Here is a 23586-nt window from a genome sequence, read left to right on the forward strand (position 1 = left end):
TGACCACGGGCGGCCCGTCGGCGGGCCGCCCGTGGGGCACGTGGGCCCATTCCTCATGCGAAGGCGGTGCATATACCCGTAAGGGTAGGAGGATTGAAGCCTGCGGCACGCTTCTCGGGCGGTCGGCTGTCGCCGGATAGCTCGTCGGCGGCCGACTCGTGGGCTGGGGCGCAGCGAAGCTCCCCTCTCACGTTCCAGGCCACTCTCTGCCTCCCTCGCCTGGGGTGCGCGGGAAGGTATGCCGGGGTCGCTCGGTCGTCGCAGGGAGCGGCACGGAGTGGGGTCTGGGTATGCCTCATCGCGGGTGTGGCAACGGTCTCGCGCCGCAACGCGAGACGGGTCCATGCACGAGTTGCGTCCGCAGTCCATGATCACGCGGATGAGAGCATTGCTCTCTCCGGGGTAGGGGTTTCCCCGCTTGCACCAGATCGCGTGGATCTCTCGGACGAGGGTAATGACGAGGAGACCGAGGAGGGACGCATGACCGTCGAGCTTCCGCCAGGACCAGTGCACTTCGTCAACCGTCACGACGAACAGGAGCGCGCGTTCCGCGCACTGGAGGGCTGGCGGGGCCGCGCCCGACCGCTGATCCTGGCGCTGCGGGGGCCAGCGGGTCTGGGGAAGACGGAACTGGCCGGGGTGCTCGCCCGGAAGCAGCTTGATCGGTTTCCGGACGGTGTGCTGTCGGTCGATCTCGACGACTTCCGGGTGGACGGTGCCGTGGATCCCGGGGAGGTGCTCGACCGCCTCCTGCGGTCCCTCGGCGTGGAACCCTCCCTGATCGAGGAGCAGTTCGCGGCGCGCTGCGGGCAGTGGCGGAACAAGACGTTCGGGATCAGTCTCATCCTCATCGTGGACAACGTCCGGTACGCCTCGGAGCTCGTTCCGTTGCTGCCCGCGTCGGGCGACAGCGTGGTGATCGTCGCGAGTCACGGTCCGCTGTACGACCTGGAGGCCGGAGCCGCCGTCGATCTGCCTCTGCCGCCCCTTGAGGAGGAGGCGGCGACGGAGCTGCTGGGGCTCATCGTCCAGGACTCCCGGTTGGCCACCGACCCGGACGCCGTACGAGAGCTCGTAAGGATCTGCGACGGACTGCCGACCGCGCTGCACGTCGCCGGTCAGTGGGTGCGGGCGCATCCCCTGCGGCCGATGTCCAGCCTGATCCGGCAACTGCGGGGGGACATGGAAGAGAAGGGGATCCCCGGCGTCGAACGTGTCTGGGACACGGTGTGCGGCGAGCTGTCCCGGTCAGGGGCTCTGCTCTACCGTCTGCTGCCTCATCACCCGGGAGCGACTTTCACAGTGGCCTCCGCCACTGCGTTGCTGGGGCTGGGAGAGGAGGCATGTCAGGAGTCCCTGGAAGAACTGGTCCAGGCCGGATTATTGGATCTGCAGCCAGCGTCGCAGTCCGGGGACGAGGCGCTGAGGCGAATGAGGTTGCCGGGACCGTTGCGTGCGCATGCCCTCCGCCAGTCCCGTCGTGACGCCGGGGCAGGAGAAGTGGCGGCGGCGACGGGCCGGGTGGTGCGCTGGTTCGCTCGGCAGGCACAGCGGGCTGACAGGTTCGCTGCGGGCCGTCGCCTGATGGTCGCGGACGTGTACGACCCGGTTTCCGGCGCGCCGGATGCGCCGCTTCCGGATCCGGCCGAGGCAGAGTCCGATGAGGGTCGGGCCGAGCGCTCCGCACGGGCGTCCCGCTGGCTGTACGAGGAGCGTCATGCGCTGTTCGCGTGCGCACGGCTGGCGCACGCGCGCGGGTTGGACGCCGAAGTGGTGGCCCTGTCCGAGCCTGTCTGGACGTTTGCCTTGGACCACCCTGGTCAGCTCGACGTCGTGGAGGTCTTCCGACTCGCGGTGGACTCCGCGGTCCGGCACGGTGCGAACGCGGCGTGGCTGGTGCGCACCCGCTGTCAGCTCGCCCGGCCGCTGTGGGAGTCGGGCAAGCTGGACGAGGCGGGAAGCGAGATGGACGCCGCCATGTCGGCGCTGCGGCTGCTGGGCGACAGCGACCAGGACCGGAAACTCACCGCGTCGGCGATCGAGTTCCGAGGCATGCTCAACGGCGCACGTGGCGAGTGGGACACAGCGGTCAGTGACTTCGCCCGGTCCCGCGACATCCACCGGACACGTGACCAGGCCGGAGCCGCGTACGGAATCATGCTCCAGACCTACCGGATGGGCGAGGCCCGGGCGAAGCTCGGCGAGCTGGAGGAGGCGCGTCACCTGTTGGAGGATGCGCATGCGAGCGCCAGGGAGCAGGGGCGGGGGCGGATGACGGGGCGCACCGGCTTCGCTCTCGCCGGTGTCCTGCGCCGCCTCGGCCGTTCACCGGAGGCCAAGCAGCTCTACGAGCAGTATCTGCGGGGTGCCCGCCGACGGCGCTCCAGCATCGACCAGATACGCGCCCACGATGAGCTGGCCACGGTGACCGAGGAGGAAGGGCGGGCCGAGGAGGCTGCGGAGCACCGCGCTGCGGCGCACGCCATCCGACAGCGCAACGGCCTGGTCTAGACGGCCTGAGTGGCTTCCTCCGAGGTGGCCGGGCGGAGCTGGACGGGGAAGGCTCCGTCGCCGATGACGCACGTCAGCCGCGACGGAGCGTCCGGCCCTGGTCCTGGCCCCGGCCCCGCGCGGCGCGAGACGAGCCAGGCATGGACGGCCGACAATGCGGCGGCCGGGTCGATACGGGCGATTCGGCCGTTCACGCTCCGGGGTTCTGCCTCGACGGCGTACGGCGCTTCCCGGCCGCGCACTCTCAGCAGGCACACCCCCGAGGGCAGGACGGCTGCGGCCGAACGGCAGGCCGGGTGCTCGGAGAGGGCCCACCGGGTCCACCCGTCCGACGACCACGCCAGACCTGCCGTAGCGCAGGGCTGGGGGAGCGGGCGTCGGTACAGCAGATCGGCGGAGCGGGCGAATCTCTCGGTGGCAGCACCCTCTTCGACGGCGAGATGATGACCGGGCGGTCCGGTGCCTGCAGGGTGCCGAGCGACGCGTATCCCGTCCGGAGCGCTCTCGATGTGCACGTCGAACGCGGTGGGGACCCGTGAGGCGGGGCGGGGGGACGGCAGTTCGCGCACAGTGCAGGTGAAGTGCGGAGGATCGAGCCCGAGCAGGGCGTACAGCTCGGTTCGTATCCTGCCCAGGGCATCGCCCTGATGCGCGAACGCCGCACGGGCCGCCGCGGTTGCTGCCCCCGGGCGGTACGCGGCGAGGGCGCTCACCACTGACCCCGCGTCTCCCAGCTGAGGTATCCGGCTCAGGAGCACCTCCATCGGACTGTCCCGGATCAGCTCCGAGGTTCCACCTCCGGCACCGACGAGAGGCCGGTCCTGAACTGCCGCGTAGTACAGGGCGGTCGATCCGTGGTCGGTGATCAGGGCGTCGGCGGCGACCAGCACGGATGCCCACTCGTCCCGGGGATCGGGAAGGAGCATGCCTCCTTCCAGGGCGGGCGCCAGCCACTCGTGCAACTCGTACTCGCCGAGTCTGCTCCACTCGTTGGGATGGACGATGAGCGCCACCTGATAGTCGTCGTACGGGAGCTGGGCGACAAGCTGCGCGGGCAGCTCGGGGCGTCGCCACAAGAGGGAGTCCGGTCCCCATGTCGAGGTGAGCGCGAGGAGTTTCCGGGGCCCGGTGCGCATCGCGCCGCGGTAGCGGTCACGGGACGAGTTGGCGGCGAGCACACGGTCAAGGGTGGGATCGCCGGTCACCTTCGCTTTCTGCGCGGCCCGCGGTGCCACGCTGGCGAGCCGGGAGATCTGGTCGGGATGGGACACCGCGTGCAGCGCTATCGGTGCCGCGTCATCCGTCTGCTCCAGAAACAGGGGGTCGAGGCCGGACGCCGAATCCGACGAACCCTCCCAGGGGAGGGCCTTGTTGAACCCCGCGCCGTGGGGCAGAAGGACACGCTTTCCGCGCAGGAGATGCAGATCGCCCTTGGGACTGGCGGAGACGACCAAGTCGTAGGAGCGTTCGCACGCTTCGTGCCACGGAATGAGTCGACCGCCCACCGTGTCGATGAGGGTCAGCGCGTCAGCGCCGAACTCGGACCCCGGAACCAATGCGAAGAAACGCGCAATCCGGCTATCTCCGGACAGTGCGGGGAACACATCGAGCAAGCGATGCAGGGCAACTGCGGACCGGGCCGCGAGAAGTACGGTCTTCTGCCCGTCGCCCGTCGCCCGTCGCCCGTCGCCCGTCGCCCGTCGCCCGTCGCCCGTCGCCCGTCGCCCGTCGCCCGTCGCCCGTCGCCCGTCGCCCGAACTCTTCATTCTAGCAACGCGGGGCGCGGGAGGAGGTTCGATTCCGCAGGTCGGAGTGGGTTTCTCGGCGTCGTCCGGCGACATGATCCGATCCTACCGTTCGACTTTCAGGCTGCTGAGCTGTGACTGAGGCCCCACCTGCGGCAAGGGGCGTGCAGGGAACCCCGGACGCCCAGGAGGATGGTGGCATGGGTGAATGGGGAGTCGCGTTGATTACTGCTGGAGCAGCGGTGGCTGGTGGCCTCGTGACAGGTTGGTTCGGTCGCAGCGCAGGAGTCAAGCAGGCAGATGCCGCTCGTCACGCGGGGGAGCGTCAAGCCGAAGCGCTGCTCGACTCGGTCCGACTCACGATCGAGGCTGAAGCCCGTCAGCGGTCAGTCACCCTCCGTCGCCAGGTCTACGCGGAATTCCTCGGCGTCGCGGAGGCCAGAATCCTGGCCGAGCGGACGGGGCGGGGACAGCCCGACGATGCGGTGCGTTTGCAGACAGCTCTTGGATCAGTCGTTCTGGAAGGGCCCGCCGAGGTCGCTGCTGCGGCTCAACATCTGCTTGACGGTTTGAGGCGGCACGGGACGCCAGATGAGCTTGGGCAGGCGAAGCTCGCTTTTATCTCGGCGGCTCAGGAGGCGTTGAACCGTCCCGGGCCGTCTGGAGTTCGCTGAGAGTGGGCGTGATTCCTGGCCTGCGTGGAGGGGGCGCTGAGCTTCGCGCGGGTGCTGTCTCGCCACTCCACGGCGTTGCTGTAGCCCTGCTCGATGTACTCGACCGCTTGGATCACGCACTCCAGCTTGGCGGCGTCTTTCGCGACGAGGACTTCGAGACTGTCGCCAGTCTCGTACTCGTCGATGATGGCCTGGATGCCCGCAGCGATCTTGGGGTGTGCGTCGGCGACTTGGTTGGCGGTGACTTCCTGGTTCGGGATCGCCTTCAGGTGTCGACGACATACCCAGGGGTGTCTCCGATGCGGGTCTCCTAGTAGTGCTTCGTTAGGTGTTCCGATCTTGCCTGGTCGGGGGATGGTGTCGGGTATGAGGCTTGGGGAGGTGGAACGGCTCCGGGGCGAGTTGGCGGGGTTCGTTGCCGATGTGTTCGGTTCGTTGCCGCGGCGGGATCAGCGGCGGTGGGGCGAGTGTTACCTGCGGGGTCTGATGCTGGACGGGCGGCGCAAGTCGGTCCAGCCGATGGCCGCTCGGCTGCCGGACGGGAACATGCAGGCCCTGCAGCAGTTCGTGAACCAGTCGCCGTGGGAGTGGACCCCGGTACGGCAGCGGATCGCCCGACGGCTGTGCGGGGCGGTCGACCCCGAGGTGTGGGTGATCGACGATGTGTCGTTCCCCAAGTGCGGGCGGGCGTCGGTGGGGGTGGCCCGGCAGTACTGCGGCGCGTTGGGCAAGCGGGCCAACTGCCAGGTCGCGGTCAGTGTCCACGCGGCCACCGACACCGCGTCCTGCCCGCTGGAGTGGGCGCTGTTCCTGCCCCAGGAGTGGGCCGAGGATGCCGGCCGGTGCCGCCGGGCCGGGGTGCCCGAGGAGGTGGGGCACGTGCCCAAGACCGGCCTGGCCCTGGGCCTGCTGGACCGGCTGGCCGCCTTCCTGCCCCGGGTGCCGGTGCTGGTGGCCGATGCGGGATACGGACGCAGCGTCTCCTTCCGGCTCGCGCTCGAAGCACGCGGCTGGTCCTACGTCATGGCACTGGACCCGAAGGAGACCGCCCGGCCGGCAGGCGCCGAGCCGCGCCGGCCGGCCTATGGCGGGCTGGGGCCGCCCACGCTGCCCCGCTACCGCGGCCCGGCCCAGGCCCTGCCCGCCCTTGTCGCGGCCGGAGCCCGCTTTGAGGAGGTGACCTGGCGCCAGGGGAGCAAGGGCACGCTCACCTCGCGTTTCGCCGTCCTGCAGGTGCGGCCGGCGGGCAAGGAAGCCTGCCGCGCCGCCCAGGAACACGCCGGGGGACGCAGCTCGTGGGACGGGGTGCTGCCCGTACGGACCCTGCTGGTCGAGCGGCCCGAAGAAGCCGACGAGCCGACCGGCTACTGGATGACCAACCTGCCCGCCGACACCCCGATCGCCGACCTGGTGCGGTGGGCCAAGATGCGCTGGCGCGTCGAGCACGACTACCGCGAACTCAAGCACGGCCTCGGGCTGGACCACTTCGAGGGCCGCACCTGGCGCGGCTGGCACCACCACGTCACCCTCGTCACCGCCGCCCAGGCCTTCCTCACCCTCCGCAGGCTCGACCCAAAAGCCCACACGCCGGCCTGACCCTCTACCAGGTCCTCGACACCCTCCAAGACCTGCTGAGGTGCTGGACCGGCCACTGCACCACCTGCGGCCGCCCAATCACCCGAGCCAGAACCTAACGAAGCACTACTAGGTGTCGTGGAAGGCGCACATCAGGCACGCCTTCGCCGGGTAGGCGCCTTCCACCACGCGCGAGCACCGAACCGACGATTGCCGTACGCCAACTGTGCTCGGCGATGGTCTCGGGGTCCTTGACGCCCATGACGAATCAGCCAGTTCGCTTCATGTGCTTGAGAGTGCCCGCCTCCGGGAGGTAGCTGGCAGTGCCGCGTGCGTTCTGTACATCTTCGGACATCTGGCCCGTTCCTCCGAGCAGATCAGTGGCGACTCACGAAGCGATGAGCCTGCTGGTGAAGCCGTCCCTCACGAGAGATGTGTAGGCGTCGGACACCCCTCCGGGGACGCCTTGCTCGATGGCGAAGCCGAGTTTCGGGTACTCGATGACGCGCTGGAGGTCTCCTACGAGCATGTCGCCGACGAGCTTCTCGTCGCCGATGGCCTTGAGGTAGTCGTCGAACTCCAGCGGTTCGGAGGCGCAGGCTACCTCCACCTCGGGCCACATCTTCCGTGCGGTCGCATAGGACCGGCGCTCCATGTACGGCTTGGAGACGAGGAGCACGGAAGTGGGGTGCACTCCGGCGGCGGCCAGGACGTCACGGGCGAGGGTGATGTTCTGACCGGTGTTCGCGGCCTTCGGCTCCAGGAGGACGGCCTCGGGCGGTACGCCGAGTTCCAAGGCGTGCTCGCGGTAGTGGACGGCCTCGCCGCGGGGGAAGCGGGCTGCCGTGGTGGGGCTGTTGCCGCCGGAGAACACCATCACGGGGAAGAGGCCGGCGCGGAAGAGCTGTGCGGCGTGCGTGGCGACGCCGAGGTCGTGGCTGCCCAGTCCGATCGCGGCATCGACCGGCCGTGGCTCGTGGTGCATCTGGTGGAAGTCCCAGATCAGCATCGCGGCCTGCCGCTGCTCGTCCGTGAGGGTGTGCCGGGTGCCTGTCACTCGCTGGTCTCCCTGATCATGTTCGTCGCTGGCCGGGGGCACGCTCGCCTGCCGCCCGGATGTTCTTGATGCTGTGTAGCTGGTGGCTGAGGCCGTGTTCGGCGGCCTTCGCGGCGGCCTCGCCGAGCACATGCAGCCCATCATCCCGGGTCGCGGAGTCTGACAACAGGATGTGCCCGTAGGCGGTCTCCAGCCTGACCCGCTGCATCGGCGAGTCGGTTGCCGCTGTGCGGCGGGCGACGTCGATCAGGCGTAGCGCGTCGTCGAGCCTTCCGGCGCCCCGGTGGGCGAGGGCGAGCTTCTGATGAGCGACGGACCAGTCCTCGGCCTCATTCAGGTCTTCGAACTCGTTGATGGCGGCCTGCATGAGGCGAGCCGCGTAGCCGTGGTGGCCGTCCTTGCTCAGCGCGGTGCCGACCCACAATCGGGCTCGGGCCCGGTCGCGGAGGGCGAGCCGGTCATCGACGGCCAGAAGTTCGTACTGCCGCGCGGAGGTCTCCAGTTCTCCCGTCATCTCCGTGACGACGGCCAGCGACAACGGGTCTCAAGGCCCGTCCACTCGTGCACGGTCGCCACGTCGCCCTCCTCTCGCTGGCCATGGAACCACGGTCCACGAAGGACGAGAGACGGAAGTGGGACAGAAGTGGAACGGCGGTTGATTCCCAGCGAGGCCAGCGAACGCGAGGGTCGAACAACCAGCACTTTCCCGACCGTTGAGGGTTCTTTCATGGAGCTGACCGAGCAGCGTGGCGTCGGCGACGTCGTCGTCTTCGGCTTTCTGCGCGCGACGATAGCTTCGTCGGCGCGTCAGCAATCGCTGTTGGCCGCGCTGCGCAGCTACTGCCACCGGCACGAATTGCTGCTGTCGGGGACTTTCACGGAACGGAGCCCGCACTGCCGGTCCGCGTTCACCGGCCTTCTCGACGTACTCGCTCTTCCGGGTGTGTACGGCGTGGTGATCCCAGCCCCCACCCACCTCGGCACGCGGCGCGAGGCGACGGCGCGTCGGAGGCGCCTTGCCGAGCTCGGCGCGCGCGTCCTGTTCGTCCGGGGCGAGCGTCCCAGCGTAGTGGCTCCCGCCGAGGCGACCTCTGGGCAGCGGAGCCTTCCGGGCGAGGAGGTCGCGACATGAGGCGGGGCGGAAGTGGGGGTTCAGCGGTCCTTGGCGTCGCGCCAGTAGTCGGTGAGCATCTCGCCCGGCCAGGTGGGCTGGGTGACGGGGCCGCGCGGCAGCATCTCCTGGAAGACGGCGACGAGGTCGATGATGGGGGTGCCGTCGTCGGCGTCGAGGTCGGTGACGTGGAGGTCACGTCCGTCGACGCCGAGGAGTCTCGGGAACGAGGTGGCGATGCGGGCCGGTCGTCGGTGGTTGTGGTGGGCGAAGGTGCCGGTGGCGGGCCAGGCCGGGTTGTCGCGGGGCGAACGGGCGTGCAGCGCGACGTCGTCGGGCGATCCGGCGCTGAAGAACCAGGTCACCTGGAGGTGGCTGAACTCCTCGATCCCCTGGAGGGTCTCCACCGGGTACTCGTCCGCGAGCCGGATGGTCGACTCGACTCCGCCCTTGAAGTCGTCGAGGCGGCCGGTGTGGCCCCCGACGACGGTGGCGATGACCGGGACCTCGATGTGCTCGGGCACGCGCATCTCCTCGATCTGTCCGGAGGGACGCGGGGTGCAGGGCCGCCGCGCCGCCTCGTTGGCGTGGCCGGGTCAGGCTACTCGGCCCAGGACCTCGCGGGCGCGCTCGTCGATCTCGGCGGCTGCGCTGATGCCGCGGTTGCGGTACGGGGAGAGCAGGCGGCGCATGGTGACCGCGCTCTCGCGCGTCCGGCCCGACTGAACGCCCTGCATAGCGTCGAGCGCCTGGCCCCACACGTGGCAGGCGGCCTCCACGCCGCCCTGCTGGGCCTCCAGCGCGCCGAGGAAGCCCAGGGTGACCGCGTGCGTACGGCCGAAGGCGCCGGCGTTTCTGGTGCGGACGCTGCGCCAGAACTCGGCTTCGGCCCCTTGGAGGTCGCCGAGCGTCCACAGGGTGCGGGCGGTCTCGTGGGCGAGGGAGGCTTCGGAGAAGAACCAGACCCTGCTGGGCTCCTCGTCCCCAGGCTTGGCTGCTGCGAGGTCGTTCTCGGCGCGCAGGAGGGCTTCTGTCGCCGCGCGCCGCTGTCCGTTCGACGCGAGAGACCGGGCCTGGACGACGCCGAGCAGGGCCTGCTCGCGTGGGGTGGCCTGGGCGTAGCGGCGTTCGTCGACCGAGGCGCCTGCCAGGTCGACGGCGTTCTTCGGGTATCCCAGGTCGGTGGCCTGGTGGGCCATGGCGCGCAGGATGTGGCCCGCGAGCGGGCCGTCGTCGGCCTCGGAGGCCAGCTTGAGGGAGAGCGTGAAGTAGCGGCGGGCGGCTTCGTGCTGGGAGGAGTCGAAGGACATCCAGCCCGCGAGGTAGACCGCCTCGGCTGCTGCCGCGTACAGGCCGGTGCGTGTCTCGTCGCTGTCGAAGGTGCCGGTCAGATAGGCCGTGATGTCGTCGTAGATGTACTGGTGCAGCGCCGTGCGGCCGTCCAGGCCGCCCTGGCGCTGGTCGCGGCGGGAGAAGAACTCGGTCATCTCCCGGACAGCCGCGATCTCCGACATCCCGATCCGGCGGCCCGCGGTCGCGGCGCGCTCCTTGGCCCGCTGCGGGGCTTCGTCCCACCAGCGCTGCGAGGGAAGGGCGAGGGCGCCGACGGAGTAGGCGGTTCCTTCGAGCAGCCGACGTCGTTCCACGTGGTCACTCCCGAGATCGACGAGCGCGGTCAGCGTATCGACGTGCCACTCCGATGCGCCGGGAGGTTCCGGCGCGTCCAGCCCGATCTCGGCGGGGCTGACGGGGCGTTGGAGTCGGCGGGACAACGTCTCGCACAAGATACGGGGCGCCCGCCCCGACGGCCGTGTCCCCGCGACCCACATGGCGATGTGCGAGCGGGTGACCGTCGTCAGCTCCTCGGCGCCGGCCTCCTTCGCGACCCGGACCATCGCGGCAGCCACCTTGGCCTGCGACCAGCCGGTTTTCCCGATGACGGCGGCCAGTTGCTCGTTCCGCTCACGCGCCATGGTGCGCCCCTGCTCAGAAAACGATCTTTGACGGGTTTGACGGCATCCGGAGCCGCCCGGGGATACCGACCCACCGTGCTCACCGGTTTGCTCAGTGTCAACAAACCCCGCAACTGCCCTTCCCCCGAGAGGAGTCCGGTGAATCACCCCCAGGCACCCGACACCACCGCCCGCCGCCGGACGGACCTCGTACGGCCCCCGCTCGCGAGCGGCACACGAACGAGCCCCAAGTCCAGTGGAAGGGCGGTGCCCGGCACGGAGTGGATGGACCGCGAGTACGCGTTCCACCAGATGCTCCACCCTCGCACCGTGGGGGTGCGGCCGGATCCGGGCCGCTGCTTGATGCTGCGGCGCTGCGCGAATCTGAGACAGCAGCTCGCGTCTTTGCGGGCCAAGGGCCGGGTGCCGCGGGTGTGCCTGTACGCGCTCACCACGACCCCGGAGGCCGAGCCGCCGGTGCGGTCCCTGGAAGAGGCCCGCGCCTTCGCGGTGCGCAAGGGCTGGCAGGTCGGCTCCGAGCAGGTCTTCGTCGACCACACCGGTCCCACCCACCCGGACCACCGGCCGGGCTGGGCGAGGGTCCAGCGGCAGTTGCAGTCCGGCTTCGCCGACGGCGTCGTTGCGCTCACCCAGGCCACCATCACCCCGCACCACGACGAGTACGACCAGCAGCTTCGCTGGTGCGCCGACCGGTATGTCTTCATCGCCCTGGTGCACCCCGAGATCGCGGCGGTACGGCCGTGACGGCGGCGGCCCCGGTGGACCCCGGCGAAGACGTTCTCCCGGTACAGGCCCTGGAGGTCCGGGACGACCTGATCCTGCGGTTCACACGTACTCCACGCAGGCCCGGCCAAGAGGTGCCTGCCGGTGATGCTGTCTGGGTCGAGCGCTTCCGTCGCATCGGCGCCGCCAAGGCGCGGCAGTGGAGCATGCCGGGCCTGGTCGGCGACCTTCAGGTCTTGGTCAGCGAGCTGGTCACCAACGCCCTCCAGCACGGAACCGGAGCCGAGATCGCTGTCCGGTATGTCGTCGCGGACGGGCGGGTGCTGGTTGCGGTGGACGACGGGTCCCCCGGCGCGGCCCAGGTCCGGCAGGCCGACGACGAGGACGAGACGGGCCGGGGGATGTTCCTGGTCGACGCGCTGGCCACCGACTGGGGTGTCAGCGAGGACGGCACCACGACCTGGGTCGCCCTCGCCGACGAAGGGAGGAGCCGGTGAAGGACATCGAGGACTCCCTGTCCCTGACCGTCCTGAGCGAGAAGGAGCTGGCGTCCGACCGCTTCCCCGGCCAGCCCGTCCGCCTCCTGGTCCACGCCACCTTCGCCGAGGAGGACCGCGAGGACGAGCCCGCCCGGGTGGAGATCCGGATGCGGCCGGACCGCCTGGCCGAGCTGGCCCGGCAGGTGCGGGCGGCACAGACTGCCATGGCCGTCGTCGAGCGCCGACGTGCGGAGGCCGAGGCGGCCCAGGAGGAGCGAGAGCACGCCGCTCAGGTCGCGCTGTGCTCCTCGGAATCGACCGACACCGGCACGCTCAAGCGCGTGCTGGCCGCACTCGACGACGAGAGATCCAGCGCCCCCATAGACGCCTGATCAGAAAGCAAGAACCCCTAAATCTCCGTCGGACGGACGGCGTTCGACGGACGGCGGGGAGAGGGAATTCCTCCCATTCCGCTATTGCGATACGTGGGAAGTGCCTCTGAACCCTCTCCCCGCCACGCACAACAGGTGACTCAACGCACCGGATCAACATGGGAAGACGAGAGGTGGCATGGCGCGGAAGCGCTACCGGGTCGGTGGAACGGTGACCAGCACAAACAAGAAGGGAATTGCGTTCAACGAGACCGTCTTCGCTGATTCTCCGAAATCTGCGGAGAACCTCGCGAGAACCAGAATCAAAAAGAAGTATACCGATGGCTATATCACCATCGGGGTCGTCACGCAGCAAGACTGAGAAGCAGGAGGAGTCGTGCGCTCGAACGTTGCCTCCATTCTGCGCCGTTGGCGGCGCATACCTCACCCGATGACGCCCTTGTGCGAGGCGGACACGGACGCCTTCAACCACTGCGTGCGGCACCTCACCACCCGTGTCGCTGTGGAGCGCGCCCTCGCCCAACCCCCTTTCGTGGTGTCGGGATCGCCGAGGGGAGGCGATCCGAGATGACGAACGCCCTCGACGCCACCGCTCCACACCAGCGCGAACCACTGAACACGGACCTCTCCCTCCACCTCCTCGCACGGCTCGTCGGAGCGAGCTACGTGACCCAGGAACCCCGAGAGCCGGAGCGACTGACCACCGCATGCGCACGCGTGTCCCTGACCGTGCGCCTGGCAGCGGCGGGACCAGCAGGGCTCTCGGACGCGTCCGTGGCCTCGGCCGCCGCCGCGCTCGCCTGCCGTGCCCGTACGACCGACGAAAGGACCACCCCGATGACCCCCACCCTCCATGCCACCTACGACGGTCTTTCGCCCGAGACCGCGCGTACCTACCGGCTCCTGGGTGCCGGGGAGCAGACCGTCATCGACGTGAACAGCACGGCCGCCGCGTGCGCGATGGAACTGGAAGACGCCGCCACGCATTTGCGCTCACTGGCCGCAGTTCGGCTGCTGGAGGAGCGTCACGACCGGCCCTGGGCCGGGGCCTTCTTCCGGTTCCGCGACGAGGTCCGTGAGCACGCGCGGCAGCGGGCCGTCGAGGAGGAGACCGGCGCGGGGGTCGAGGAGGCCGTGCGGCGGTGGCTGGACTGGTTCTTGCTGACGTGCACGCGCGCGGAGCGGATCCTGACCCCCGCGCACCGCCTCATGGACCGCGATGTCCAGTACGAGCCCGCGCAGGAGCCGCCGTTCCAGGACGAGGACGGTGCGCTGGCGTGGCTGGAGGTCCACCTATCCGATCTGGAAGTGGCTGTGCGGGCGGCGGAGGAGCGGGGCTGGGATGTGCTGGTGTGGCAGCTTGTCCACAGCGCGTGGCCGCTTTTCCACAGGCTGCGTCCGCTGGAGCTGTGGGTGGACCTGCACCAGCGCGGCCTGGCCGCCGCCCGGCGCTGCGGGCACCGTGCGGCGCAGCGCGAGATGCTCACCACCCTCGTGATCGGCCTGCGCGGGCTGGACCGGCACGCCGAGGCGATCGAACGTGCCGCGGAGGCGCTCCAGCTCGCCCGCGAGGACGGCGACGCCCGCTCGGAGTCCCAGGCGCTCCACGAGACCGGCGTGGCCCTCCACGCCCAGCACGAGGGCGAGCGGGCGGTGCCGGTCCTGGTCGAGGCCATCGCCATCCGCGAGCGCGTCGGGTACGAGCGGGGCGTCGGCCTCTCCCGCATCATCCTCGGCCTGGTCCATCTGGAGGCCGACCGCATCCCCGAGGCCATCAAGCAGCTCACGCTCGCCCTCACCGAGCTGGAGTTGTGCCACGACCGCTTCGACGCGGCGCGGGCGGCGGCCTGGCTGGGCCGCGCCCGCGCGCGGGCCGGCGAGTTCGTGAAGGCGACCGACCTGCTCACCGGGGCCCTGCGTGACTTCCGCGGACTCGGCTCCGCGCCCTGGCAGGCCCGCGTCCTGCACCTGCTCGGAGCCACTGCCGAGGAACAGCAGCACCTCGACCGCGCCCTCCAGCTCTACGCCCAGGCCCTCGCGCTCGCCGACAGCGCTGCCCCGCAGGACGCCGAGCACTACCGCGAGGCCCTGTCCCGGGTCACCGACGCCCGGAACAAGGAGGAGACACCATGACCCCCTCCGCAGCGGCCTTCGCGCTCAGGGGGCAGCGCGACCCCTTGTTCGCGAAGCACCCGCTCACCGGCCGGTCTGTCCGCGTGCCATACGTCGCCATGTGGGACAGCGAGAAGGCGGTCGCCGAGGCGATGCTCGCGGTCGAGTTCGCGCCTGCGCCCAGGCTGGCCTATCAGGGGCGGACGCTTCCGGGGGACCGTGACGGGTTCGGGGCGCTGTGGGCCCGGTGCTCGTACTCGCCCGGTGCCAGCGAGCCCGAGTTCGCGTGCATGCATCCGGGGCGACAGTACGAGTGCATGTACGCGATGAAGTGCCAGGTCTGCCGCACCTCGGCGGACCGCAACGCGGACGGATGGCTCTTCCTCGACTGGCGCCACGAGCTGGACCCGCCGACGTGGCCGGAAGGCGCGCTGACCGCGATGCCCCCGCTGTGCGCGGAGCACGCACGGCTGTCCAAGGCCGTGTGCCCCAAGAGCGGTGCCTTCACCGCGCTGCGGGTGAAGGCTCCCCGGCTGTGGGGAGTGGGCGGGGTCAGCTACCGCCTCACCACCGACGGATGGCGGCTCAACCACGGCGAGAACGACGTCTGGCTGCCGAAGGACGACCCAGGGCTGGGTTCGATGCTCGTCTCCAAGCTGATCCGCGAGCTGAACAAGGTCACCCCCGTCGACCCTCGCGATCTGTGCACACCCCGCCCTCCGACCGCGTAGCGCCGGTGCCGCGCCCGGCCCTGCGGCACCCGTCCTTGGACCGCCGCCGTCCCGGCAACTCCAGCGCCCGCCCCACCCAGATTCCACGCGCTCTCCAAAGCCCCGGCATCCCGGGCACGCCGCACCACCACCAACCGAAGGAGCACACGTGATGCACAAGGACACCGACTGGGCGAGCCCTCCCCGCCGACGTCACGGCTGCCTGGCTCTGATCCGCAACGAAGAAGATCAAGTGCTGCTGGTCAAGCCCAACTACAAGCCGGGCTGGCAGCTTCCCGGCGGTGGTGCACTCGCCGATGAGAACCACTTGAAGGCGTGCGTACGCGAAGTTGCGGAGGAGACCGGCCTGACCGTCTCACCCACCTTCGTCCTCGCCAACGACTACGTGAGCGCCACCCCCGAATCCGCCGAAGGCTTCAACGTCGTCTTCGACGGTGGCGTGATCCCCTCCGAGACACCCATCCAGATCCAGACGGAGGAGCTGGACGGCCACCGGTGGGTCGGGCTCGACGATCTCGACAACTACGCCAGGCCGCAGCAGGCCGCACGCATCCGGCAGGCCCACTCCACCGCCACAAGCACCGGGGGCATCCCGTACCTGCGCCGTGGCGCACTCCCAGGTTGAGAACACTTCACCCGGCCGTCGAATCGGCGGCCGGGCAACGTGCCACCTACTCCTGCCCGTGATCCTTTCTGCCCCGACGAGGGGGCGCCGGTGACGGGCTCTGGAGACGAAGGGCCCTCCGCACCGTGTGCGACCGCGCTCGCGGCGTCGATCCGGACTACGCACTCGCCGAGCTGCTGCGCGAACACCACCTCCGCCTCCACGGTCCGGGGCCCTTGAGGCCGGGCTCGCCCCACCTTCCTCTCGCGCCATCGTCCGGCCGACGGCAGGGCATCCGGCCTGCCGCGGACTCACTCCGTAACCCCGGCTCGATGAGCACGGGGACTCGCAAAGGATCGGGAGATGACTGGACATACTCCGCGTCACGCGGTCGTGATCGCCTCCGGCGGCCTCGACAGTTCGGCTGCCGCCTACCTGCTGGCCGCGCAGGGGGCGAGTGTGAGCCTGCTGTCCTTCGACTACGGCCAGCGTCACCGCAAGGAACTCGACAGCGCCGCCGCCATCGCTGACCAGCTCGGGGCCGTGCACGACGTGGTCGATCTGACGAGCGTCGGCCGGTTGCTGGCAGGTTCAGCCCTCACCGACCCGGCCGTCGATGTGCCCAGCGGGCACTACACCGACGCCTCCATGGGAATCACCGTGGTGCCCAACCGCAACGCGATCATGCTGGAGGTCGCGGTCGGTGTCGCCGTCGCCGCCGAGGCGGACGCCGTCGCCTTCGGAGCGCACACGGGTGACCATGCCGTCTACCCGGACTGCCGGGCCGACTTCTTCGAGAAGCTCACGGAGTCCGTCCGGGCGGGGAACGAGGGCTTCCTCGCTCCGGGCTTTCAGTTGGTGGCGCCGTTCTTGCACGTCACGAAGGCGGACATCGTCGAGACGGCTGCCCGCTTGAACCTTCCGTTCCATCTGACGTGGTCGTGCTACAGGGGCGAAGACCTGCACTGCGGTACGTGCGGCACCTGCTCGGAGCGCCGTGAGGCGTTCGCCGAGGCCGGGGTGTCCGACCCCACGCCGTACGCGACGGCGGTGGTCCGGTGAACAGGCTGAAGGGGCGACACCGGATCGGCAAGAGGTTCTCCTTCGACGCCGCACACCAGCTCCACGGCCTGCCCGAGGGGCACAAGTGCGCTCGCCTGCACGGCCACACCTACACGATCGAGATCATCGTCGGTGCAGACGAGCTGAGCCAGCCTGGATTCGTCACGGACTACGGCGATCTCACCTGCGTCAAGGACTACCTCGACGGCCACCTGGACCACCGGGTGCTGAACGAGGCGCTGCCCATCGAGCCGACCTCGGAGAACCTCGCCCGGTACCTGGCCGAGTGGTTCACCGAACACGTGGAGCCGGGTATCCCCGGTCGGCTGGAGGCGGTCCGGGTCTCGGAGACCCCCTCGACCTGGGCGGAGTTCGAGGTGATACGGCCATGAGTGCTGTCGTGAGGCACATGCTGGCGCAACAGATGGTGGATGACCGGGGGCTGTTCATCGCCGAGCGGTTCGGCCCGACCTTCCAGGGTGAGGGCCCCTCGCTGGGACGCCAGGCGCTGTTCATCCGGCTGAGCCACTGCAATCTGTCCTGTGGCCAGGGCCCGGGAGCACGCTGGGCCTGCGACACCCCCTACACCTGGGACTTCGCCGCGTACGACCCTCAAGACCCGGAGGTGCGCAGGCGGGAGAGCGTGGAGGACCTGGTCACCTGGGCGCTGTCTCTCCCGCCCAAGCTCGTGGTCCTCACGGGAGGCGAGCCCCTGGTCCAGCGTCCGGGGCTGGAACGGCTGGCGGGTGCTCTGCACGAGGCCGGGCGCGAGATCGAGGTCGAGACGAACGGGACGTTGATCCCGAGCCCGGAGCTGGTGGAGGCCGTCACGGGCTTCAACGTTTCCCCGAAGCTCGCCGCGGCCGGGGGGCGCGAGGTGATGCGGATCGTTCCGCCCGCGCTGGAGTCCTTCGCTTCGTGCGGGAAGGCGCGGTTCAAGTTCGTTGCCACGGGGCCGGAGGAGTGCAAGGGGATCGCCGAACTCGTCGAGCGGTTCGCGATGGACGAGGTGTGGGTGATGCCGGAGGGAACGTCGGCCGACACCGTGCGCGCCGGACTCCGGGATCTCGCCGAGGAGGTCCTCGCCCGGGGGTGGAACCTCAGCCCCCGGCTGCATGTGGAGCTGTGGGGTGACGAGCGTGGCCGCTGAGCAGAGGGAAGGGCTCACGCCTGGGTGGGGCCGTCGTTCCAGCACTTCAAGGCCGCGCGTGTGGGATAGCGGCCCTTCACAGGGCGAAGGCGGGATCGTTCCAGCCACCCAGGCTGGGCCCAGCATAAGCCCCAACACCCTTACTGTGGCGCCTCATTCGCTGATGCCGTTCCTCATCGAGCCGGTGCACCTGAAACGGGCGGCACGCGAGTGCATGCGGCGCGCGTCCGCGCCCGGGGCCGACGCGCAGACCTGGGCCGCCCTCCGCAAGGGTCTGGACGCACGGCTGGAGGAGCTGGCCCAGGACCTGCGCCGGGGCACGTGGCGGCCCGGTCCGCTGAGGGCTTCCCACGTGGTCGCGTACACCGGCAAACGCATCGAGACAGTCATTCCTACCGTGGCCGACCGGGTCGTCCACCGAGCCATGCGCCGGGCGATCGAGCCGGTCCTGGAGTCCTCCGCGTTCTTCCCGTGGGCTTCCGGGTTCCGGCGAGGCCGCAACCGGATCACCGCGCTGCGCCACAGCACCGCTCACCTCGCGGACGGCCGCACCTGGGTCGCCGACCTCGACGTCCAGGACGCCTCGGCCGGCACCGGTACCGAAGAGGTCCTCGACTGGCTGGCCGTCCACGTCCACGACGGGACCTTCCTGGACCGGGTGCGCACCGCGCTGGACGCCTTGCCCTCGCCCCTGGCCCCCGGGCAGGGTCTGGCGCCGCTCTTCCTCAACCTGCGGCTCTCGCGCGCCGACGCGCTGCTCGTCGATCGCGCGGCGGTCCGGTTCGCGGACAACTACTGCCTGTTCGTCCGCACCCGCCGTGAGGCCGAGGACGCGTTCGCCGCCGGGACGGCCGCCCTCGCCGGGATCGGGCTCAGGCCGCACCCGGACAAGAGCCGGATCCGCGACCACGCCCACGCCGAAGACCTCTTCCTGATCAACGGGTGACTTCTGATGACCTCACCATCGCCCGCGCGATCCACCCGCGCACGAACACCGGTGTGCTGGGTCCGTATCGAAGGCGGCATCTGCCGGTTCGGCGACGCCGCACGCCCGATCCGGGTCAAGACCCTGGAATGGACGCAGACCGTGATCACATACGCGCACCTGGGGCGCGGAGGGGAGGACCGACCGCTCACCGGCCTCTCCCAGCCCGCCGCAGCGAGGATCGCGCAGGAGCTGGGCGCACGGCTGCCCCGGTCCGTCGAATGGGAGTGGGCGGCGGCCGGACCGCACCGCCGCACCTACCCCTGGGGCGAGGAGGAACCGACCGCCGACCGAGCCAATCTGCGCCAGGGCATCGGACAGCCCGCCCCCGTGCGGTCCTTCCTCCAAGGCGCCACCCCGGACGGGCTGTTGCAGATGGCTGGCAACGTCTGGGAGTGGACCAGCTCGACCGTGCTGGGCGGCGGCTTCGTCCTGCGGGGCGCCTCCTTCACCTCGCCCGCGCTGTACGCCAAGACCACCTTCCTCAACGCCGCCCCCGCCGAGCTGGAATCGGCCGGGATCGGCCTCCGGATGGTGCGCGAACCATGAGCGCACACGCTGCGCAGCCGGGCACGCTCGTGCTTGCCTCCTGCTCCCGCCGCAAGACGGCCTGCACTGCGGCCGTGCCCGCGCTGGAGCGGTACGTCGGGGGGATCGCACCGCACCTGCGCGCCCGCTTCGGGCACCACGCGGACCTCCGCTCCAGGATCCTCTTCCTCTCCGCGCGGCACGGCCTCATCGACGCGAACACCCCGCTGTGCTCCTACGACCAACGGCTCACTACCGAACGCGCCGACGAACTGCGTCCCCGCGTGCACCGCGCCCTGCTCCGCCGCCTGGACGGCATAGCCGTCCCCACCCGTCTCCTGGTGGTCGCAGAGCCCCTGTACCTGGGGCTCCTCGCCGATCTTCTCGCCGCCGAGGACCGGCCCACCCTGCGCTGGGTCCCCGATCCACGCGGCTGGTACACCGCCGCCTCCGTACTCGACGAATGGAACTGGCCGTGAATCACCCCACGCTCGCCGGCACGCTGGCCGCGCGTCCCAACGACCACCACAAGCTCCGGGACGCCTTCGAGGCTCGCACCGGGCACCCCTGGCACGCACCGACGCCCGCCGCCCTGGCCGCGGGCCGCGCCGTCTCGGTCGTCATCCCGGCACGCAACACGGCGTACTGCCTCACCGAAGTGCTCGACGCGCTCGCGGCCCAGGACACCAACGGCAGCGTCGAGGTCCTCGTCATCGATGACGCCTCCATCGACACCACCGCCGACGTCGCCCGTCAGCACCCCGTCGTCGACGCCCTGGTCCGCCTCCCGGCCCCGGCCGGGGCCGCCACCGCCCGCAACATCGGCACCCTCCTGGCCGGAGCCGACACGGTCCTGTACCTGGATGCCGACATGGTCCTGCCCCCGCACGCCCTGGCCGACGTCGCCGCCCGCGCCAGCAGCGAGACCGTTCTTCTCGGCTTCCGCCACAACGTGCCCTACGAGACCGGCCGTGCCGGGAGGATCCGCGTACCGCGGTTTCCCGCCTCACTGGACGCCGACCACCGGGTCACCTGGCACAGCAACGGGGGCGAACAGCTCTACACCGGGACTGTGCTCGACGGCCCCACCACCGGCAGCCCGCTCAAGGACACCCACGACTTCGCAGAGCTGGGACATGCCGCCCGCTATCTCGACTGGGACCTGCCGCGCACCGTGGTCACCGCCGTGCTCGGCGTCCCTCGCCACGCCGTCGAAGACGTCGGCGGCTTCGACCCCGCCTTCGGCCAGATCGGCTGGGGCATGGAGGACACCCACCTCGGCGCCGCCCTCATCGCCGCCGGATGCCTCGTCGTGCCCCTGCGGCAGACCGTCGGCTATCACCTCGACCCGCCGGACGCTGCCAGCCAGTGGAAGACGAAGCTCGCTTCCTGGCCCGCCACCCTCGCGCACTACCGCGCTCTGCTCCGGGCCCCCGCCCCGACCGGCCGCACCGCACGATTCCGTGCCGCCGCCGAACGCATGCTGGCCACGGCAGAGGTGATCCCCCGATGACCGCACGGACCTTCTGCTCGGCCGTACCCGCAGGCCGCACCGTCGTCTACGACCCGGCGGCCGAACTCGCACACCTCGCTCCCCGCACGCTGCCGGTCGGCCGCGTCCTGCTGGACGACACCGAAGTTGCCCAATGGCCCACCGTCTCGCAGAGCCAGTTGGCCACCCGCGTGCCGCTGAACATCTGCTGGTCACCCCTCGTGCGCTGCAACCTGCACTGCCCCCACTGCCTGGACGACAAGACGCTCCCCGAAGCCGGGGCCGCCGAACGGGCTCGCGCCGGGGAGATCCTCGCGGCCTCCGGGGCACTCGGCCTGGACATCTCCGGCGGTGAGCCGCTGCTGCTGCGGGAACTCGCCCACCTCCTGGACATCCTGGCCCGTCACGGAGCCGCCGTGAGCTGCACGACCAACGGCTGGCACCTCCAGCGCCGCGCCGCCGAACTCGCCCCTCACCTTGCCGCGATCCGCGTCAGCCTGGACGGTCCGGACGCACCCGCGCACGACCACTGGCGCGGGGCGGGCTCGTTCGCACGCGCCCGCGAAGGCATCCAGGCAGCCGTAGCCGAAGGAATCCCGCTCCAGATCCACGCGGTGGTGATGCGTTCGACGCTCGACCGCGTCCAGAGCATGGTCGACCTCGCCGCCGAGCTGGGCGCCGTGGGAGTCACTTTCCTCCAGATGCTGCCGATCGGTGACGGCGCTCGTCTGGCCCGCAGCGAGATGGTGACCGACACCGAGGCCGCCCGTGCGATCAGCACCATCCACGCTCCCGAAGGCGTCCACGTGCGGTTGCGCACCCGCGAGAGCGCCGAAGGCTTCACGGTCGTCCGCGCAGACGGGCTCGTCTACCGCAACGGTCCGGCCGTCGCGCGCATCATCCCCTCGATCCGACTGCGTACGGCGGGCGATCTTCTCCTGCCCACTCCCCACGCGGACAGGAGCACCCCATGACCGTTCACCGCACGCGACAGGCCAGGCGGGTCTTCCGCCGACAGCGCCCCTACGCGCTGAGTGAGGCGGTCTGCAACGTCGCCCTGTCCCAGCTCACCGCCGCCATCGGGCAGCGAGGAGCGCCGAGCGGGATCATCGGCATCGCCTCTGGCGGTCGCCACCCGGCCGAGAAGATCGCCGACCAGCTCGACGTCCCCCTCTTCCACGCCACGGCCCGGCACAACGCCACCGACGACCTCTACGTTCAGGCGACCGGACGTGTCGAGATCCACCTCCCCACCGACCTTCCGCGCCTGCTCTCAGGCCGTTTCGTAATCGTGGACGACATCTGCGGGACCGGGGCCACGCTCACCGCGCTCACCGACGCCCTCACACCCCGCCGTGCGCCCGGCACCCGCCTGGAATGGGCAACTCTCTGCCGCAACATCGGCAGCCCGATCGCCCCGCACTGGTGGTGCTGGGAGGTCGACGAATGGACCGTCTTCCCCTGGGAGCCACGCCCCACGATGCGCACCCAAGCCCTGACCGTCCCGGAAGGAGTGCGCACCTCATGACCGCCCCCGCAGCCACCCGGCGCAGCATCGTCCTCGTGCTCGCTTCCTGGCGGATGAACGCGCCCGCCGGCATCGAGCGCGCCACCGCCGCGCTGGCGACGGGCCTGGCCGAAGAGGGGCACCACATCGTCATCGCCACCGCGATCCCACAGCGATCCGACCCCCGGCTGCCCAGGGCCGTCATCGAACACCTCGACCTCCCCGTCGCCTTTCCCTGCGACGACGAGGCGCTCCGCGCAGCCCTCACTCGCGGCGAAGAACGTCTCCGGCATCAGCTGCGGCGGATCATCGCGCGCCACCGCACGGACACCGTGGTGTTCACCGAAGCGCTGTGGGGACTCGGACGGCTCGACGCCGAGTTGCCCCAGGACGTGCGCCGGGTCCTGGCCGTACACGTACTGCCGCACCGCGAGGACCTCGCCCCCGCCCTCGCCCGCGCGGACACCGTCCTGACCCCGTCACCGATCGTCCAGGCCGAGGCGGCGCAGGCAGGCTGGTGCACCCGGAGCTGGAAGGTGGTCCCCAACGCCCTGCTCCGCCCGCCCGCGGGGCCGGACACCGCCGATCCGCCGTCACCTGCCCTGGACGCTCCCATCCGGGTGCTGGCCCGGCTCGGTCACGAGAAGGGCGTGCTCCCCCTGCTGGAGGCGGCAGCCCGGCGCTCGAACCCCCGCCGTATGGAAGTCGTCCTCGCGCGGGCGGGATTCGAGGAATCCGGAGGAGCCCAGGACCGGCTCCTGGCCGACTGCCAGGCCATCGCCGAGGCGTCCTCGCGCATCAGCCTCACCACACACGCCCTGGCCTGGAACGACGTCCCGGACTGGCTCGCGGGCGCCGCCGTGGTGATCGTGCCCTCTCTGAAAGAGACCTTCGGGCTGGTGGCGCTGGAAGCCATGAGCACAGGCACCCCGGTCGTCGCCTACCGCGTCGGGAACCTGCCCGCCCTGCTGGACGTCAGCCCGCACGCCGACCTCCTCCTGGCCGACTCCGCCCAGGGCCCGGACACGCTCCTCGACCGTGCCGAACGGCTCCTGGCGGATCCGGTAACCTACCGGCGAACGTCGACGGCCATGTACCCCCTGGTGCAGGACTACAGGCCCTCTCGAATCGCCCAGCTCTTCTTGAAGGCGGTGTCGTGATGGGTGCTGCTCTCC

At 70.4% G+C, this 23586-nt stretch carries 26 protein-coding genes and 1 pseudogene; 21 read left to right on the plus strand and 6 right to left on the minus strand.

Going from position 1 to position 23586, the window contains the following annotated elements:
* Nucleotides 1-432: 432 nt before the first annotated feature.
* Nucleotides 433-2511 carry a tetratricopeptide repeat protein gene (locus tag ACGF3A_RS06495; protein ID WP_393726362.1) on the plus strand — a complete coding sequence of 693 codons (2079 nt, stop codon included), beginning with the start codon at nt 433-435 and terminating at the stop codon, nt 2509-2511.
* Here the strand turns inward: ACGF3A_RS06495 and ACGF3A_RS06500 are convergent.
* Nucleotides 2508-4133: a translation initiation factor 2 gene (locus ACGF3A_RS06500; RefSeq protein ID WP_393727182.1), complete on the minus strand. Its 1626-nt coding sequence runs from the start codon at nt 4131-4133 to the stop codon at nt 2508-2510. The two genes, ACGF3A_RS06495 and ACGF3A_RS06500, sit on opposite strands and share 4 nt — an antisense overlap.
* A gap of 323 nt (nt 4134-4456) precedes the next feature.
* Here ACGF3A_RS06500 and ACGF3A_RS06505 point away from each other — a divergent pair, with 323 nt between their 5' ends.
* A complete protein-coding gene (locus ACGF3A_RS06505) occupies nt 4457-4930 on the plus strand; it encodes a hypothetical protein (RefSeq protein WP_393726364.1) in 474 nt (157 codons plus the stop codon).
* On the opposite strand, the gene ACGF3A_RS06510 is transcribed toward ACGF3A_RS06505, so the two are convergent.
* Nucleotides 4888-5298, minus strand: a complete 411-nt coding sequence (locus ACGF3A_RS06510; protein ID WP_393727184.1) for an HD domain-containing protein — start codon at nt 5296-5298, stop codon at nt 4888-4890. The genes ACGF3A_RS06505 and ACGF3A_RS06510 overlap by 43 nt on opposite strands.
* Here ACGF3A_RS06510 and ACGF3A_RS06515 point away from each other — a divergent pair.
* Nucleotides 5297-6526: an IS701 family transposase gene (locus ACGF3A_RS06515; protein ID WP_393726366.1), complete on the plus strand. Its 1230-nt coding sequence runs from the start codon at nt 5297-5299 to the stop codon at nt 6524-6526. The genes ACGF3A_RS06510 and ACGF3A_RS06515 overlap by 2 nt on opposite strands.
* A gap of 367 nt (nt 6527-6893) precedes the next feature.
* Here ACGF3A_RS06515 and ACGF3A_RS06520 read toward each other — a convergent pair whose 3' ends face one another.
* Both ACGF3A_RS06520 and ACGF3A_RS06525 read right to left on the minus strand, forming a co-directional pair.
* Nucleotides 6894-7514 (minus strand): YdcF family protein, encoded by a 621-nt coding sequence (locus ACGF3A_RS06520; protein WP_393727186.1) that lies wholly within the window; start codon nt 7512-7514, stop codon nt 6894-6896.
* A 44-nt stretch (nt 7515-7558) separates the two neighbouring features.
* A pseudogene (locus ACGF3A_RS06525) lies at nt 7559-8100 on the minus strand (hypothetical protein); the annotation flags it as partial.
* Between the two features lie 189 nt (nt 8101-8289).
* Between ACGF3A_RS06525 and ACGF3A_RS06530 the strand changes: the two are divergent.
* The gene (locus ACGF3A_RS06530) at nt 8290-8694 is read left to right on the plus strand and encodes a hypothetical protein (RefSeq protein WP_393726368.1); all 405 of its coding nucleotides are present in this window, start codon (nt 8290-8292) and stop codon (nt 8692-8694) included.
* Between the two features lie 20 nt (nt 8695-8714).
* On the opposite strand, the gene ACGF3A_RS06535 is transcribed toward ACGF3A_RS06530, so the two are convergent.
* Entirely contained in the window at nt 8715-9203 is a 489-nt protein-coding gene (locus ACGF3A_RS06535; RefSeq protein WP_393726370.1) for a TrmO family methyltransferase, read from the minus strand.
* 66 nt (nt 9204-9269) lie between these two features.
* Entirely contained in the window at nt 9270-10646 is a 1377-nt protein-coding gene (locus tag ACGF3A_RS06540; protein WP_393726372.1) for a Tat pathway signal protein, read from the minus strand.
* Nucleotides 10647-10784: 138 nt separating this feature from the next.
* Between ACGF3A_RS06540 and ACGF3A_RS06545 the strand changes: the two genes are divergently transcribed.
* From ACGF3A_RS06545 to ACGF3A_RS06625, 17 genes are all read left to right on the plus strand, one after another.
* Nucleotides 10785-11390, plus strand: a complete 606-nt coding sequence (locus ACGF3A_RS06545) for a hypothetical protein (protein ID WP_393726374.1) — start codon at nt 10785-10787, stop codon at nt 11388-11390.
* The gene (locus ACGF3A_RS06550; RefSeq protein ID WP_393726376.1) at nt 11387-11866 is read left to right on the plus strand and encodes an ATP-binding protein; all 480 of its coding nucleotides are present in this window, start codon (nt 11387-11389) and stop codon (nt 11864-11866) included. The genes ACGF3A_RS06545 and ACGF3A_RS06550 overlap by 4 nt, the downstream gene beginning before the upstream one ends.
* Nucleotides 11863-12240 (plus strand): hypothetical protein, encoded by a 378-nt coding sequence (locus ACGF3A_RS06555; protein ID WP_393726377.1) that lies wholly within the window; start codon nt 11863-11865, stop codon nt 12238-12240. The genes ACGF3A_RS06550 and ACGF3A_RS06555 overlap by 4 nt, the downstream gene beginning before the upstream one ends.
* Before the next feature lie 178 nt (nt 12241-12418).
* Nucleotides 12419-12601, plus strand: a complete 183-nt coding sequence (locus tag ACGF3A_RS06560; RefSeq protein ID WP_393726379.1) for a hypothetical protein — start codon at nt 12419-12421, stop codon at nt 12599-12601.
* 206 nt (nt 12602-12807) lie between these two features.
* Nucleotides 12808-14373 (plus strand): tetratricopeptide repeat protein, encoded by a 1566-nt coding sequence (locus tag ACGF3A_RS06565; protein ID WP_393726381.1) that lies wholly within the window; start codon nt 12808-12810, stop codon nt 14371-14373.
* Nucleotides 14370-15083 (plus strand): hypothetical protein, encoded by a 714-nt coding sequence (locus tag ACGF3A_RS06570; RefSeq protein ID WP_393726383.1) that lies wholly within the window; start codon nt 14370-14372, stop codon nt 15081-15083. The genes ACGF3A_RS06565 and ACGF3A_RS06570 overlap by 4 nt, the downstream gene beginning before the upstream one ends.
* A gap of 151 nt (nt 15084-15234) precedes the next feature.
* Nucleotides 15235-15708, plus strand: coding sequence for an NUDIX domain-containing protein (locus ACGF3A_RS06575; RefSeq protein ID WP_393726384.1), 474 nt, complete (start codon nt 15235-15237; stop codon nt 15706-15708).
* A 342-nt stretch (nt 15709-16050) separates the two neighbouring features.
* Nucleotides 16051-16749, plus strand: coding sequence for a 7-cyano-7-deazaguanine synthase QueC (gene queC / locus ACGF3A_RS06580; protein WP_393726386.1), 699 nt, complete (start codon nt 16051-16053; stop codon nt 16747-16749).
* A complete protein-coding gene (locus ACGF3A_RS06585) occupies nt 16746-17141 on the plus strand; it encodes a 6-pyruvoyl tetrahydropterin synthase family protein (protein ID WP_393726388.1) in 396 nt (131 codons plus the stop codon). Before queC ends, ACGF3A_RS06585 begins: the two co-directional genes overlap by 4 nt.
* Entirely contained in the window at nt 17138-17899 is a 762-nt protein-coding gene (locus tag ACGF3A_RS06590; RefSeq protein WP_393726390.1) for a 7-carboxy-7-deazaguanine synthase QueE, read from the plus strand. Before ACGF3A_RS06585 ends, ACGF3A_RS06590 begins: the two co-directional genes overlap by 4 nt.
* Nucleotides 17900-18044: 145 nt before the next feature.
* Nucleotides 18045-18845 carry a reverse transcriptase domain-containing protein gene (locus tag ACGF3A_RS06595; protein WP_393726392.1) on the plus strand — a complete coding sequence of 267 codons (801 nt, stop codon included), beginning with the start codon at nt 18045-18047 and terminating at the stop codon, nt 18843-18845.
* A 6-nt stretch (nt 18846-18851) separates the two neighbouring features.
* Entirely contained in the window at nt 18852-19433 is a 582-nt protein-coding gene (locus ACGF3A_RS06600; RefSeq protein WP_393726394.1) for a formylglycine-generating enzyme family protein, read from the plus strand.
* Complete coding sequence (locus ACGF3A_RS06605; protein WP_393726396.1) at nt 19430-19891, plus strand: hypothetical protein; 462 nt, start codon at nt 19430-19432, stop codon at nt 19889-19891. The genes ACGF3A_RS06600 and ACGF3A_RS06605 overlap by 4 nt, the downstream gene beginning before the upstream one ends.
* A complete protein-coding gene (locus ACGF3A_RS06610) occupies nt 19888-20925 on the plus strand; it encodes a glycosyltransferase (protein WP_393726398.1) in 1038 nt (345 codons plus the stop codon). Before ACGF3A_RS06605 ends, ACGF3A_RS06610 begins: the two co-directional genes overlap by 4 nt.
* Nucleotides 20922-21878 (plus strand): radical SAM protein, encoded by a 957-nt coding sequence (locus tag ACGF3A_RS06615; protein ID WP_393726400.1) that lies wholly within the window; start codon nt 20922-20924, stop codon nt 21876-21878. Before ACGF3A_RS06610 ends, ACGF3A_RS06615 begins: the two co-directional genes overlap by 4 nt.
* Nucleotides 21875-22432, plus strand: a complete 558-nt coding sequence (locus tag ACGF3A_RS06620; RefSeq protein ID WP_393726402.1) for a phosphoribosyltransferase — start codon at nt 21875-21877, stop codon at nt 22430-22432. Before ACGF3A_RS06615 ends, ACGF3A_RS06620 begins: the two co-directional genes overlap by 4 nt.
* A complete protein-coding gene (locus ACGF3A_RS06625) occupies nt 22429-23571 on the plus strand; it encodes a glycosyltransferase family 4 protein (protein WP_393726404.1) in 1143 nt (380 codons plus the stop codon). The genes ACGF3A_RS06620 and ACGF3A_RS06625 overlap by 4 nt, the downstream gene beginning before the upstream one ends.
* Nucleotides 23572-23586 lie beyond the last annotated feature (15 nt).

This window comes from Streptomyces sp. NPDC048172 (assembly GCF_043202595.1).
Classification (GTDB): Bacteria; Actinomycetota; Actinomycetes; order Streptomycetales; family Streptomycetaceae; genus Streptomyces.